At 64.9% G+C, this 13,733-nt stretch carries 11 protein-coding genes; 7 read left to right on the top strand and 4 right to left on the bottom strand.

The window, feature by feature from the left end; all coding sequences use genetic code 11:
• Positions 1–84: 84 nt before the first annotated feature.
• Entirely contained in the window at positions 85–363 is a 279-nt protein-coding gene (locus tag J7024_RS17355) for a hypothetical protein (protein WP_124826452.1), read from the bottom strand.
• A gap of 398 nt (positions 364–761) precedes the next feature.
• Positions 762–1,523, bottom strand: a complete 762-nt coding sequence (locus tag J7024_RS17350) for a TIGR00730 family Rossman fold protein (RefSeq protein ID WP_175760231.1) — start codon at positions 1,521–1,523, stop codon at positions 762–764.
• A 1-nt stretch (position 1,524) separates the two neighbouring features.
• Here J7024_RS17350 and polA point away from each other — a divergent pair, with 1 nt between their 5' ends.
• The 3 genes from polA (at position 1,525) to J7024_RS17335 (ending at position 7,189) form a co-directional block, all read left to right on the top strand.
• Positions 1,525–4,278 (top strand): DNA polymerase I, encoded by a 2,754-nt coding sequence (gene polA, locus J7024_RS17345; RefSeq protein WP_124826450.1) that lies wholly within the window; start codon positions 1,525–1,527, stop codon positions 4,276–4,278.
• Positions 4,279–4,559: 281 nt separating this feature from the next.
• The gene (locus J7024_RS17340) at positions 4,560–5,894 is read left to right on the top strand and encodes an NAD(P)/FAD-dependent oxidoreductase (RefSeq protein ID WP_175750659.1); all 1,335 of its coding nucleotides are present in this window, start codon (positions 4,560–4,562) and stop codon (positions 5,892–5,894) included.
• Between the two features lie 419 nt (positions 5,895–6,313).
• On the top strand, positions 6,314–7,189 hold the full coding sequence (locus J7024_RS17335) for a dienelactone hydrolase family protein (RefSeq protein WP_124826448.1): 876 nt from the start codon (positions 6,314–6,316) through the stop codon (positions 7,187–7,189).
• 51 nt (positions 7,190–7,240) lie between these two features.
• Here the strand turns inward: J7024_RS17335 and J7024_RS17330 are convergent, their stop codons facing one another.
• Positions 7,241–8,110 carry a sulfurtransferase gene (locus J7024_RS17330; protein ID WP_124826447.1) on the bottom strand — a complete coding sequence of 290 codons (870 nt, stop codon included), beginning with the start codon at positions 8,108–8,110 and terminating at the stop codon, positions 7,241–7,243.
• A 117-nt stretch (positions 8,111–8,227) separates the two neighbouring features.
• Complete coding sequence (locus tag J7024_RS17325) at positions 8,228–9,334, bottom strand: aromatic ring-hydroxylating oxygenase subunit alpha (RefSeq protein ID WP_234745324.1); 1,107 nt, start codon at positions 9,332–9,334, stop codon at positions 8,228–8,230.
• Positions 9,335–9,605: 271 nt separating this feature from the next.
• Here J7024_RS17325 and J7024_RS17320 point away from each other — a divergent pair, with 271 nt between their 5' ends.
• The 4 genes from J7024_RS17320 to folE2 all read left to right on the top strand — a co-directional run bounded on the left by J7024_RS17320 (position 9,606) and on the right by folE2 (position 13,730).
• On the top strand, positions 9,606–9,899 hold the full coding sequence (locus J7024_RS17320; protein WP_124826445.1) for an exodeoxyribonuclease VII small subunit: 294 nt from the start codon (positions 9,606–9,608) through the stop codon (positions 9,897–9,899).
• The gene (locus J7024_RS17315; RefSeq protein ID WP_124826444.1) at positions 9,896–10,780 is read left to right on the top strand and encodes a polyprenyl synthetase family protein; all 885 of its coding nucleotides are present in this window, start codon (positions 9,896–9,898) and stop codon (positions 10,778–10,780) included. The genes J7024_RS17320 and J7024_RS17315 overlap by 4 nt, the downstream gene beginning before the upstream one ends.
• A gap of 81 nt (positions 10,781–10,861) precedes the next feature.
• Entirely contained in the window at positions 10,862–12,766 is a 1,905-nt protein-coding gene (gene dxs / locus J7024_RS17310) for a 1-deoxy-D-xylulose-5-phosphate synthase (RefSeq protein ID WP_124826443.1), read from the top strand.
• A gap of 154 nt (positions 12,767–12,920) precedes the next feature.
• Complete coding sequence (gene folE2, locus J7024_RS17305) at positions 12,921–13,730, top strand: GTP cyclohydrolase FolE2 (RefSeq protein WP_124826442.1); 810 nt, start codon at positions 12,921–12,923, stop codon at positions 13,728–13,730.
• The last annotated feature ends 3 nt before the right edge of the window (positions 13,731–13,733 follow it).

The following is a 13,733-nucleotide window of genomic DNA, read 5'->3' as shown; positions in this document are numbered from 1 at the left end:
AAAGGCCGCACGCGAACCTTCGTTCGCGTGCGGCCTTGTTTTTTTACGTCAGTGCGCGGCCTCGAAGGCCCTGCGCCCGGGCGTTCAGCACTCGCCTTTCTTCATGTGTCCCGGCGGGCAGTGGTACCCGTCGCGGCCATCGTGGCCATGGTGGCGCTGATGGTCTTCCCATTCGCGGCGTTCCCAGTAGCGATGGCCGTCCCAGTAGCGGTCGCCGTGCCAGCCGACCACCGCCACGGGTGCCGGCGCGACGACGACCGGCGCGGGCGTGCCGATGTTGACATCGACGTTGACGGCGTGGGCGAGGCCGGACAGCGAGAGGCCGAGGCCGGCGAAGGCGAGGGCGATCAGCGAGCGTTGCATGTTTGTTTCCGTGATGTCGTTGTTGAGAGGTCGGCGCGACGCGATGGACGCGAGGGGGAATCGTTCCACCGGGGGGCCGCCACGCCGACGACTGCAGTGTGCGGGCGCGGCGTGGAAAAGGCGAGGCGCGCTTGTTACGGCGGATTGGCGTGACGCAGCGCGACCGAATGGCGCGCGCAGCGTGATTTGACAATGACGAGCCGCACGCACGGGACGTTGCCGCGCATTGCGCGGTGCGGGCTGCCGGGATTTGACATTCGACGGCACGCGGCCGTGAAACCGGATTAACGCGGCGTTACAAAGTCATGCGCGGCAGGAGGCCGAATGGCCATGCCTGCCGCGCGTGAAGCGATACGCCGGCCATGAGGCCGGCCATCGACATCGATCGATTGACGGATTTACAGGTAGAACATGCGGTCTTCTTCGGGCCCCGGCGGATGACCTTCGGCATCGTCCGAGCCCTCCTCTTCGCCGCTGTCCTCGTAGAACGCGAGCACGGCGTCGAGCACCTGGTCGGGATCGTCGATCACCTGCATCAAGTTCATGTCTTCCGGATTGATGAGCCCCATCGGAATCAGCTGATCGCGGAACCACTGCAGCAGGCCCTTCCAGAACTCGCTGCCGACGAGAATGATCGGCACGAGGCGCGACTTTTTCGTCTGGATCAGCGTGAGCACTTCGGACAGTTCGTCGAGCGTGCCGAAGCCGCCCGGCATCACGATCACCGCATCGGAGTTCTTCACGAACGTGACCTTGCGCGTGAAGAAGTGACGGAAGCGCAGCGAGATGTCCTGATAGTGGTTGCCGGCCTGCTCATGCGGCAACTCGATGTTCAGGCCGACCGACGGCGCCTTGCCGGCGTGCGCGCCCTTGTTCGCGGCTTCCATGATGCCGGGGCCGCCGCCGGAGATCACGGCGAAGCCGGCGTCGGAGAGCTTGCGTGCGATCTGCACGGCGAGCTTGTAGTGCGGCGTGTCGGGTTTGAGGCGGGCAGAACCGTAGATGCTGACGGCAGGGCGGATCTCCGACAGGTACTCGGTCGCCTCGATAAACTCTGCCATAATCGTGAACATCTGCCACGATGCGCGTGCCTTCTTGGCCGTCGCGCGTTCTTGATCTGCGAGCGAACGCAGACTCGGAATCACTTTTCTCTTGTTCATAATGCCTGAAGAACGAAATCTGGAAGGTAAGACCCTGCTATTGGTTGACGGTTCGAGCTATCTGTATCGGGCTTACCATGCGATGCCTGATTTGCGTGGCCCTGGCGGGGAGCCGACCGGAGCGCTCTACGGAATCATCAACATGCTGCGCCGTATGCGCAAGGAAGTCAGTGCAGAGTATAGCGCTTGCGTGTTCGATGCAAAGGGCAAGACGTTCCGCGATGACCTTTATGCCGACTATAAGGCAAACCGTCCGTCGATGCCGTCCGATCTTGCATTGCAGGTCGAACCGATTCACGGCGCGGTGCGTGCACTCGGCTGGCCGTTGTTGATGGTCGAGGGTGTCGAAGCCGACGACGTGATCGGCACGCTTGCGCGCGAAGCCGAGCGGCACGGCATGAACGTGATCGTGTCGACCGGCGACAAGGATCTCGCGCAGCTTGTTACCGATCGCGTCACGCTCGTCAATACGATGACCAACGAGACGCTCGATCGAGACGGCGTGATCGCGAAGTTCGGCGTGCCGCCCGAGCGGATCATCGACTACCTGTCGCTGATCGGCGACACCGTCGACAACGTGCCGGGCGTCGAGAAGTGCGGGCCGAAGACGGCCGTCAAGTGGCTGTCGCAATACGACAGCCTCGACGGCGTGATCGAACACGCGGGCGAGATCAAGGGCGTGGTCGGCGACAATCTGCGCCGCGCACTCGACTTCCTGCCGCTCGGCCGCAAGCTCGTAACCGTCGAGACGGCCTGCGATCTCGCGCCGCATCTCGAATCGATCGAGGCGTCGCTGAAATCCGATGGCGAAGCGCGCGACCTGCTGCGCGACATCTTCGCGCGCTACGGCTTCAAGACGTGGCTGCGCGAAGTCGAGAGCGCGCCCGCCGAAGGCGGCGGTGCCGATGCGCCGGAAGGCGAGCCGGCGCCGGTGGTGATGGCCGACATCGTCCGCGAATACGACACGATCCAGACGTGGGAGCAGTTCGACGCATGGTTCGCGAAGATCGATGCGGCCGCACTGACCGCATTCGATACCGAAACCACGTCGCTCGATCCGATGGTGGCGCGACTCGTCGGGCTGTCGTTCTCGATCGAGCCGGGCAAGGCTGCCTATCTGCCGGTTGCGCATCGCGGCCCCGATCTGCCCGAGCAGCTTCCGTTCGACGACGTGCTCGCACGCCTGAAGCCGTGGCTCGAATCGGCCGATCGAAAGAAGGTCGGCCAGCACCTGAAGTACGACGCGCAGGTGCTCGCGAATTACGGTATCGCGCTGAACGGCATCGAGCACGACACGCTGCTCGAATCGTACGTGCTCGAATCGCATCGCACACACGACATGGACAGCCTCGCGCTGCGTCATCTGGGCGTCAAGACGATCAAGTACGAAGACGTGGCTGGCAAGGGCGCTAAGCAGATCGGCTTCGATGAAGTCGCGCTCGAGCAGGCCGCTGCGTACGCGGCTGAAGATGCCGACATCACGTTGCAGCTTCATCAGGTGTTGTATCCGCAGGTCGCGCGCGAGCCCGGCCTCGAGCACGTGTATCGCGACATCGAGATGCCGGTGTCGCTCGTGTTGCGCAAGATGGAGCGTACCGGCGTGCTGATCGACGATGCGCTGTTGCAGGCGCAAAGCAGCGAGATCGCCACGCGGCTCATCGAGCTCGAAGGGCAGGCGTACGAACTGGCCGGCGGCGAATTCAATCTCGGCTCGCCGAAGCAGATCGGGCAGATCTTCTTCGAGAAGCTGCAGTTGCCGGTCGTGAAGAAAACGCCGAGCGGCGCACCGTCGACCGACGAAGAAGTGCTGCAGAAGCTGGCCGAGGATTATCCGCTGCCGAAGCTGCTGCTCGAACATCGCGGACTGTCGAAGCTGAAGTCGACGTACACCGACAAGCTGCCGCGCATGGTGAATCCCGAAACGGGCCGCGTGCATACGAACTATGCGCAGGCCGTCGCCGTCACGGGCCGCCTCGCGTCGAACGATCCCAATCTTCAGAACATTCCGGTGCGCACGGCCGAAGGCCGGCGAATTCGCGAGGCATTCATCGCGTCACCGGGCCACCGGATCGTGTCGGCCGACTATTCGCAGATCGAACTGCGGATCATGGCGCACATCTCGGGCGACGCGTCGCTCTTGCGTGCGTTCTCGCAGGGCGAGGACATTCACCGTGCCACCGCCGCTGAAGTGTTCGGCGTGACCCCGCTGGAAGTCAATTCCGACCAGCGCCGGATCGCGAAGGTGATCAACTTCGGGCTCATCTACGGGATGAGCGCGTTCGGCCTCGCGTCGAACCTCGGCATCACGCGCGATGCGGCGAAGCTCTATATCGACCGCTACTTCGCGCGTTACCCCGGTGTTGCGCAGTACATGGAAAATACGCGCGCCGTGGCGAAGGAAAAGGGCTACGTTGAGACCGTTTTCGGCCGTCGCCTGTGGCTGCCGGAAATCAACGGCGGCAACGGCCCGCGCCGTCAGGCGGCCGAACGCGCGGCCATCAATGCACCGATGCAGGGCACGGCGGCCGACCTGATCAAGCTGTCGATGATCGCGGTGGACGACTGGCTCACGCGCGACGGGCTTGCGTCGCGGATGATCATGCAGGTGCACGATGAACTGGTGCTCGAGGTGCCCGACGGCGAACTGTCGCTCGTGCGCGAGAAGTTGCCGGAAATGATGTGCGGCGTCGCGAAGCTGAAGGTCCCGCTCGTCGCCGAAGTCGGCGCCGGTGCGAACTGGGAAGAGGCGCACTGACGCATCGCTGCCTGATTCCCGCATTCCCGCGGCATATTGTTGCGGAGATGTTGAATATCGAGACGGTTTGCTTGTGGTCAACGCGCAAGCTCCCGGACAATGCATGTCAGTCAGGTCATTGTCGCGGGGGCTGCGTGCCACGCGTTCCGGGATCGGACGCATCGAAGTGCTTCGAACTGCACATCGATGATGTCCGAACTGGTTAATCCAGCGGGCGATGCGAACGCATCGCGTCTGTATCGTCCGGCGGCAGCAGTTTCGAATCGCAAAGGGGGAGTCAGATGCATCGGATCATCATCGTAGGCGGAGGCGCGGGCGGCCTGGAACTGGCGACGCGGCTCGGCGACCGTTACGGCGCGCGCGGCAATCGTCCTGCGCGTGCGCTCGTCACGCTCGTCGACCGCAATCCGACCCACATCTGGAAACCATTGCTGCACGAAGTCGCGGCCGGCAGCATGGACCCGTTCACGCAGGAGCTCGAATACGCGGCGCAGGCGCGCTGGCACGGGTTCGAGTTCCAGCAGGGCGAACTGAGCGCGCTCGACCGTGCCGCGAAGCGCATCACGCTGTCGCCCGTCAACGACAGCGATGGCGAGGAGCTGCTGCCGGCGCGTGACCTCGAATACGACACGCTCGTGATCGCGATCGGCAGCACGACGCACTTCTTCGGCGTGCAGGGCGCGGCGGAAAACACGATCGCGCTGGATACCGTCGGCGAGGCCGAGCGTTTCCGCAAGCGGCTGATCGCTGCGTGCATGCGCGCCGAACATCAGGCGCCTGCCGAACCCGTGCCCGGTGCGGCGGCCGAGCCACGCATCCAGGTCGTGATCGTCGGTGGCGGTGCGACGGGCGTCGAGTTGTCCGCGGAGTTGCGCAATACTGCCCAGGTGCTGTCCGTGTACGGTCTGCACAAGCTCGATCCGCGGCACGACGTCGGCATCGTGCTGATCGAATCGGGGCCGCGGATTCTCCCGGCATTGCAGGAGCGCGTGTCCGCGGCGACGGCTGAACTGCTCGAGAAGCTCGGCGTGCGGCTGATGCTTGCCGAGCGCGTGACCGAGGTCGCGCCGGGTGTCGTGCATACCGCGAGCGGCAAGGCGGTGCGCGCGGACCTCACGGTCTGGGCGGCCGGCATCAAGGCGCCGTCGGTGCTGTCGCATCTCGACGGCCTTCAGGTCAACAAGCTTGGCCAGCTCGACGTGCGTCGCACGCTGCAAACTTTCACCGACGACAACGTGTTCGCGCTCGGCGATTGTGCCGCATGCGTGTGGCCGGGCAACGAGCGCAACGTGCCGCCGCGCGCGCAGGCCGCGCACCAGCAGGCGAGCTTCCTGCTGAAGGCGATCGGCTGCCGGCTCGACGGGCGTCCGCTGCCCGAGTTCACGTATCGCGATTTCGGTTCGCTCGTGTCGCTCGGTCACTTCAGCGCGGTCGGCAACCTGATGGGCGGGCTGATCGGCGGCAACATGCTGATCGAAGGGCTGTTCGCGCGGTTCATGTACATGTCGCTGTACCGGCTGCATATCGCGGCGCTGCACGGCTATCCGCGCATGGTGCTCGACACGTTCGCGCACTGGCTGCGGCGCACGACGTTGCCGCGCGTCAAGTTGCACTGAGCGCACGGATCGCGCATGAAGCGGGCAGGGAACGGGTTCCTGCCCGTCGTTGCTTCAGTTGCGGGAAGCGTCGCCGCACGCTGCGCTTGCCAGCGCACCGCTGGCTGCAACGTCTTTTTGTGTTTCGATCGGCAAGCATTCGATTACGCAGCGGCGTGTCGCAGCATACCTGCTGCGTGTGGATTTCCGGTCCCGTCGGCGCGCATCGACATCGCCATCGACACCGCTCGATCGAGTCGTCGTAATCGAGTCTTACACATCTGACAGTTGACGTGGCAACGGATTATTGGGCATCTTGTCCGGGTTTCCGTTTGCGGCGGGGTGCCAACCGCCGCAACAACCGCGCCGTCCGCCGGCGCGATGCCCCGTCAGATCGAATCCGTGACCGTGACGGCGGCGCCCAATCGAGGAGTGCATTCATGTTGAAACCCGAAGTCGACAGCCTGGTTCCCCACGTTCCGTTCTCGCGCCGCAAGTTCATGCAGGCCGCGCTGGGCGGTACTTTCGCGGCAGCGGTGCTGCCCGTGTCGGCGCAGACGGTCACGACCGACAGCGCCGGGCTGGACGTCGACACCATCGAGATCCGCTCGGGCGATGCGAGCATCCCCGCGTATCGCGCGCAACCGGTCGACAAGACGAACTTGCCGGTCGTCATCGTAATTCACGAGATCTTCGGCGTGCATGCGCATATCGCCGACGTCTGTCGCCGCTTCGCGAAGCTCGGCTATCTCGCGATCGCGCCGGATCTGTTCGCACGGCAGGGCAACGCGGCGAAGTATCCGACGATGAAGGAACTGTACGACCACATCATCAGCAAGGTCCCTGACCGGCAGGTCACCGAGGATCTCGATGCGACCGTCGCATGGGCCGGGAAGAACGGCGGCGACCTGTCGCGTCTCGGCGTGACCGGGTTCTGCTGGGGCGGTCGTCAGGCGTGGCTGTATGCGGAGCACAATCCGCACGTGCGCGCCGCGGTGGCGTGGTACGGGTTCGTCGAAGGCAAGACCGACGAGATGACGCCGTTCAATCCGGTCGATCGTGCGTCGTCGCTGAAGGTGCCGGTGCTCGGGCTGTACGGCGAGAAGGATCAGAACATCACGCAGGCGTCGCTCGCGGACATGCGTAAGGCGATCCAGACAAGCGATTCGAAGCTCGCCCGCGAGTCTGAGATCGTCGTCTATCCGGATGCTGGCCACGCGTTTTTCGCCGACTATCGGCCGAGCTACGTGAAGGGTGACGCCGAGGACGGCTGGAAGCGCGCGATCGCGTGGTTCCACAAGTATGGCGTGATGTAAACAGCAAGCGGCGGCCGGGGCCGCCGCTTCGTCATCGTGCCGCGCCGATGCTTACGGCGTCGGGCCGGTCGCGACCGGTCGCGACGGATCGGCGCTCCACTCGCTCCACGAGCCCGGATACAGCGACGCGCCGTGCAGCCCCGCGATCTCTAGCGCGAGCGCGTTGTGGCATGCGGTGACACCCGAGCCGCACTGCAGGATCGCGCGATTCGGTTCGGTGCCGGCCAGCAGTGTCGTGAACGTCTCGCGCAGCTCGTGGCCGGTCTTGAAGCGGCCGTCGGCGTTCAGGTTGTCCTTGAAGAACCGGTTGCGTGCGCCCGGAATGTGGCCGCCCACACGATCGATCGTTTCGTTTTCGCCGCGATAGCGGTCCGGTGCGCGCGCGTCGATCACGACACGCGCGGGCGACGTCACGTTCGCGAGCACGGTTGCCGCATCGACCGTCGATTCTAGCGGCGCCCCCGTACGGAAATCGCCGGCGGCGGGGTGCGGCACGTCGGTCGTCAGCGGCTGGCCGGCCGCTTCCCATGCCTGCAGGCCGCCGTCGAGCACGGCGACCGAATCGTGCCCGAGCCAGCGCAGCAGCCACCACAGGCGCGCCGCATAGGCGCCGCCTTGTGCGTCATAGGCCACGACCTGCTGGCCCTGTTTGACGCCGCGGCTCGCGAGCAGGGTGGCGAGCGCGTCCCGGGTCGGCAGCGGATGGCGGCCGTTGGTGCCCGTCTTGCGTCCGGACAGGTCGCGATCGAGATGAAGGTACTGGGCGCCTGCGATATGGCCGGCCGCATAGGCGGCTTCACCCGCGTTCGGATCGACGAGATCGAAGCGGCAGTCGAACACGGCGACGCTGCCGGGCGCGGCTGCCAGGCGCTCGGCGAGATTGGCTGCGGAGATGAGCGTGGTGTAGTGGGTGTGTGGCATGACGGCTCCCTGGAGTGCAAACGGCCTGATACTCCAAGTCTAAACAAAAAAAGACGGGCCGAAACCCGTCTTTTCATATGCCGAATGCCGTGCGGCGCCGGAGCGCCGCGGAGGCCGTCAGATATCGCCGAGATGGCGGCGCAGGAACTCGTGGAAGTGCTGCATGCCGTCTTCCATCGGGCTCTGGTATGGACCGACCTGCGACTCGCCGCGCGCCATCAACGCACGCCGGCCTGCGTCCATCCGCATCGCGATTTCGTCGTCCTCGACGGCCGTCTCCATATAAGCGGCGCGCTCGGCCTCGACGAACTCGCGCTCGAACAGCGCGATTTCCTCGGGGTAATAGAACTCGACGATGTTCGTCGTCTTCTGCGGGCCGCGCGGGATCAGCCACGACACGACGAGCACGTGCGGATACCACTCGATCATCAGGCCCGGGTAGTAGACCATCCAGATCGCGCCGAACTCCGGCGGCACGCCGTTGCGGAACTTGAGCACCTGCTCGTGCCACTTCTGGTAGGTCGCGCTGCCCGGCTTGGCGAGCGCGTTGTGCACGCCGACCGTTTGCACGCTGTACCAGTCGCCGAACTCCCAGTTGAGATCGTCGCACGACACGAAGCTGCCGAGGCCCGGGTGGAACGGAACGACGTGGTAATCCTCGAGGTAGACCTCGATGAACGTCTTCCAGTTGTAATCGCACTCGTGCACTTCGACGTGATCGAACTGGTACTCGGAGAAGTCGAAGTGATGCTTCGTGCCGAGGTTCGCCAGGTCGCGCGCGACGTTGCGGCCTTCGGCCTCGAACAGCAGCCCCTGCCAGTTCTGCAGCGGGCTCTCGCCGAGGTTCAGGCACGGCTTGTCGGGGAAGTGCGGTGCGCCGAGCAACTGGCCTTCCAGATCGTACGTCCAGCGGTGCAGCGGGCACACGATGTTCTGTGCGTGGCCGCGCCCGTTGAGCATGATCGCCTGCCGGTGGCGGCACACGTTCGACAGCAGTTCGATCTGGTTCGCCGGATTGCGGACCAGCACGCGGCCTTCCTTCTCGGACGGCAGCGCAAAATAATCCCCCGCCTCGGGCACCATCAACTCGTGCCCGACGTAACGAGGTCCTTTCTTGAAGAGGGTTTCGATCTCGCGCTCGAGCAGCGCCTCATCGAAATATGCAGTGACTGGAAGCTGGCTGTGAGCCGACTTCAACTGAAGCGCATCGCTCAGATTGGACATTCCCACTCCCGGTGTTAGCGTGAAAGCAGTGAACAACCCAACCATCGAAAAATCGATTTAGGGAAACGGGGAATTATACCCGGTTCGCCTCGCAAGGCTAGGATTAAGTGCCTGATTTGTGTCAATTTTTTGTCGGGCGACGATCGCCGGGTGCACAATGTGTGCAACAGAAGGGGCCCGAAGCCGGGCCAGGGTGCCCAAGTCGGCAGGTCGGAAAATTCTCTTTTGCCGTAGAATGTCCGACTTGTTTTGAAATTTGACACCCTCGTCCATGGCGAAAACCGCATCCCAAGGCGCTACCCCGCCCGGTAATGGCACCGAGCCGTTGCCGGATAATTACGAAGCGGCGCTCGCGGAACTCGAGACGCTGGTTGCCCGGATGGAAGGCGGCGCACTGAGCCTCGAGGATTCGCTGGCGGCGTATCGCCGCGGTGCGACCCTCGTTGCATTTTGCCAACAGCAACTCGAGAAGGTGGAGCAGCAGGTCCGCGTGCTCGACGGCGCGACGCTGAAGCCGCTTTCGTCCGGAACGGCCGCCACGGACGGCGAAGACGACGATCTATGACATTCGAACAATGGATGCGGTCCGTGCTCGACCGCGTCGAGGACGCACTCGGCCACTATTTGCCGGCTGAAAACGTGGTGCCCACGCAGCTCCACGAAGCGATGCGCTACGCGGTCCTCGGCGGCGGCAAGCGCGTTCGCCCGCTGCTGTGCCATGCGGCAGGCGAACTGACCGGCGCGACGGAAGCGGCGCGCAACGCGGCGGCGGCGGCGCTGGAGATGATCCACGTCTACTCGCTCGTGCACGACGACATGCCGTGCATGGACGACGACGCGCTGCGACGCGGCAAGCCGACCGTGCACGTGCAGTACGACGAGCCGACGGCGCTGCTGGTCGGCGATGCGCTGCAGTCGCAGGCATTCGTCGCGCTGACCGACGCCGCTGCGCTGTCGCCGGTGCAGCAGGCCGCGCTCGTGCGCGAGCTTGCGCTCGCGAGCGGCTCGATCGGCATGGCCGGCGGTCAGGCGATCGACCTGGCGAGCGTCGGCCTCAAGCTGACGCGTGAACAGCTCGAGACGATGCACCGGATGAAGACGGGCGCGCTGCTGCGTGCGGCCGTGCGGATGGGGGCACTGGCTGGCGAGGCGCCGTCGGCGGAAGCGATGGCTGCGCTCGATGTATACGCGGGGGCCGTGGGTCTGGCCTTTCAGGTCGTCGACGATATTCTCGACGTCACGACCGATTCGGCGACGCTCGGCAAGACGGCCGGCAAGGACGCGGCGAACGACAAGCCGACCTACGTATCGATCCTCGGCCTCGACGCGTCGCGCGAGCTCGCAGCCCAGCTGCGCGCCGAAGCGCACGACGCGCTGAAACCGTTCGGCGCACGCGCACAGCGTCTCGCCGAACTTGCCGACCTGGTGGTGAACCGGGTCAGCTGACGCGAAAGCCCGCCGCTGCGCACACGCTACGGTGCGTGCAATAGAATGCGGGCGCGTTTGATTTCCTACAATGGAACGACGATGTACGACTTGCTGAAAACCATCGACGACCCGGCGGATTTGCGCCGCCTCGATCGTCGCCAACTCCAACCGCTCGCGGACGAACTGCGCGCGTTCGTGCTCGACAGCGTGTCGAAGACGGGCGGCCATCTGTCGTCCAACCTCGGGACGGTCGAGCTGACGATCGCGTTGCACTACGTGTTCAACACGCCGAACGACCGGATCGTCTGGGACGTGGGTCACCAGACCTACCCGCACAAGATCCTGACGGGGCGCCGCGACCAGATGCATTCGCTGCGCCAGTACGGCGGCATCTCGGGTTTTCCGCGTCGCAGTGAATCCGAATACGACACGTTCGGCACCGCACACTCGAGCACGTCGATCTCGGCGGCGCTCGGCATGGCGATCGGCAGCCAGCTGAACGGCGACGATCGCTTCTCGATCGCGGTGATCGGCGACGGTGCGATGACGGCCGGCATGGCGTTCGAGGCGATGAACAACGCGGGCGTGTCGGAGGATGCGAAGCTGCTCGTGATCCTCAACGACAACGACATGTCGATTTCGCCGCCGGTCGGCGCGCTGAATCGCCATCTCGCACGCCTGATGTCGGGCCGCTTCTACGCGGCCGCGCGCGCAGGCGTCGAGCGCGTGCTGAGCGTCGCGCCCCCCGTGCTCGAACTCGCGCGCAAGCTCGAGGAGCATGCGAAGGGCATGGTCGTACCGGCTACGCTGTTCGAAGAGTTCGGCTTCAACTACATCGGCCCGATCGACGGTCACGATCTCGATTCGCTGATCCCGACGCTGCAGAACATCCGCGAACTGCGCGGCCCGCAGTTCCTGCACGTGGTGACGAAGAAAGGCCAGGGCTACAAGCTCGCCGAAGCCGATCCCGTGCTCTATCACGGTCCCGGCAAGTTCAACCCGGCAGAAGGCATCAAGCCGTCGACCACGCCCGCGAAGAAGACATACACGCAGGTGTTCGGCGAATGGCTGTGCGACGAAGCCGAGCGCGATTCGCGCGTCGTCGGCATCACGCCCGCGATGCGCGAAGGTTCGGGCATGGTCGAATTCGAGAAGCGCTTCAAGGATCGCTACTACGACGTCGGCATCGCCGAGCAGCACGCGGTGACGTTCGCAGGCGGCCTCGCAACCGAGGGGTTGAAGCCCGTCGTCGCGATCTACTCGACGTTCCTGCAGCGTGCCTACGATCAACTGATTCACGACGTCGCGCTGCAGAATCTGCCGGTCGTGTTCGCCATCGACCGTGCGGGCCTCGTCGGTGCCGACGGCGCGACGCACGCCGGCGCGTACGATCTCGCGTTCATGCGCTGCATCCCGAACATGACGGTCATGGCTGCGTCCGACGAGAACGAGTGCCGCCAGATGCTGCACACGGCGCTTCAGCAGCCGAACCCGACCGCGGTGCGTTATCCGCGCGGCGCGGGCACGGGCGTGGCGACGGTGAAGGAACTCACCGGGATCCCGCTCGGCAAGGGCGAAGTGCGTCGCCGTACGTCGCAGCCGGAAGGCAAGCGCGTCGCAATCCTCGCGTTCGGCACGATGGTCGCGCCGTCGCTCGTGGCGGGTGAAGAGCTCGACGCAACGGTCGCGAACATGCGCTTCGTGAAGCCGGTCGATGCGGCGCTCGTGCGTGAACTCGCCGAGACGCACGACTACCTCGTCACGGTCGAGGAAGGCTGCGTGATGGGCGGTGCGGGCTCGGCCTGCGTCGAAGCCCTGATGGAGAGTGGGGTTATCCGACCCGTAATACAATTGGGCCTCCCTGACCAGTTCATCGATCACGGCGACCCCGCGAAGCTGCTGTCGCAATGCGGCCTCGACGGCGCGGGCATCGCGAAATCGATTCGCGAACGCTTCCTGAGCCCGGCGGCCGATGTCGCCGGTCAGGCGAAGCGCGTCGCGTAAGCTGGCGCCGCCCGCGGGCGGCGTCGGTGCGACTGGCATAACCGGTCTTCATTGATTCGGAAAACATGGGCCTGCGGGCCCATGTTGCTTTTCCGGCTGCCGCATGACGCGGCGTGCGCGTCGTCGAACGCGCGGCTTACAAGGATTGAACAAGATGAACCAGATGAATCCCGCCTTCGTGATGCCCGACGTGCAGAGCACGGTGGATACCCGCCAGATTCCGATTCAGCGCGTGGGCGTGAAGGCGGTCCGGCATCCGTTGACGGTGTGCACCGAGAGCGGCGACGTGCAGCCGACCGTCGGCGTCTGGAACCTCGACGTGCGTCTGCCCGCCGATCAGAAGGGCACGCACATGTCGCGCTTCGTCGCGCTGCTCGAAGACAACCGTGCGCCGCTGACGGTCGAACGCTTCCGCGCGATGCTTGCATCGATGCTCGAGAAGCTCGAAGCCGAGGCCGGCCGCATCGAGGTCACGTTTCCGTATTTCGTGAACAAGACGGCGCCGGTGTCGGGGGTGCAGAGCCTGCTCGACTATGAAGTGACGCTCGCGGGCGAAAGCCGCGACGGCGAGACGCGCCTGTTCCTGAAGGTGCTCGTGCCGGTGACGAGCCTGTGCCCGTGCTCGAAGAAGATCTCGCAGTACGGCGCGCACAACCAGCGCTCGCACGTGACGATCGACGCCGAGCTCGCGGCCGACCTGCCGGTCGAAGCGCTGATCCGCATCGCGGAAGAAGAGGCGTCGTGCGAGCTGTGGGGCCTGCTGAAGCGTCCGGACGAGAAGTTCGTCACGGAGCGTGCGTACGAAAACCCGAAGTTCGTCGAGGATCTGGTGCGCGACGTCGCGCAGCGTCTCGATGCGGATGCGCGCGTGATCGCGTATGTGCTCGAAGCCGAGAACTTCGAGTCGATCCACAATCACAGCGCGTATGCGCTGATCGAGCGCGACAAGCGCCACGCCGCGTAACGC

The organism is Burkholderia sp. WTPI3, from assembly GCF_021483755.1.
GTDB lineage: Bacteria > Pseudomonadota > Gammaproteobacteria > Burkholderiales > Burkholderiaceae > Burkholderia.
Note: the sequence above shows the minus strand (reverse complement) of the source record. Positions and strands in the feature narration are given on the sequence as shown.

Excerpts from the sequence above, each read along its gene's own strand:
- J7024_RS17355 (WP_124826452.1), bottom strand. The coding sequence starts at position 363 with ATGCAACGCTCGCTGATCGCCCTCGCCTTCGCCGGCCTCGGCCTCTCG.
- J7024_RS17350 (WP_175760231.1), bottom strand. The coding sequence starts at position 1,523 with ATGAACAAGAGAAAAGTGATTCCGAGTCTGCGTTCGCTCGCAGATCAA.
- polA (WP_124826450.1), top strand. The coding sequence starts at position 1,525 with ATGCCTGAAGAACGAAATCTGGAAGGTAAGACCCTGCTATTGGTTGAC.
- J7024_RS17340 (WP_175750659.1), top strand. The coding sequence starts at position 4,560 with ATGCATCGGATCATCATCGTAGGCGGAGGCGCGGGCGGCCTGGAACTG.
- J7024_RS17335 (WP_124826448.1), top strand. The coding sequence starts at position 6,314 with ATGTTGAAACCCGAAGTCGACAGCCTGGTTCCCCACGTTCCGTTCTCG.
- J7024_RS17330 (WP_124826447.1), bottom strand. The coding sequence starts at position 8,110 with ATGCCACACACCCACTACACCACGCTCATCTCCGCAGCCAATCTCGCC.
- J7024_RS17325 (WP_234745324.1), bottom strand. The coding sequence starts at position 9,334 with ATGTCCAATCTGAGCGATGCGCTTCAGTTGAAGTCGGCTCACAGCCAG.
- J7024_RS17320 (WP_124826445.1), top strand. The coding sequence starts at position 9,606 with ATGGCGAAAACCGCATCCCAAGGCGCTACCCCGCCCGGTAATGGCACC.
- J7024_RS17315 (WP_124826444.1), top strand. The coding sequence starts at position 9,896 with ATGACATTCGAACAATGGATGCGGTCCGTGCTCGACCGCGTCGAGGAC.
- dxs (WP_124826443.1), top strand. The coding sequence starts at position 10,862 with ATGTACGACTTGCTGAAAACCATCGACGACCCGGCGGATTTGCGCCGC.
- folE2 (WP_124826442.1), top strand. The coding sequence starts at position 12,921 with ATGAACCAGATGAATCCCGCCTTCGTGATGCCCGACGTGCAGAGCACG.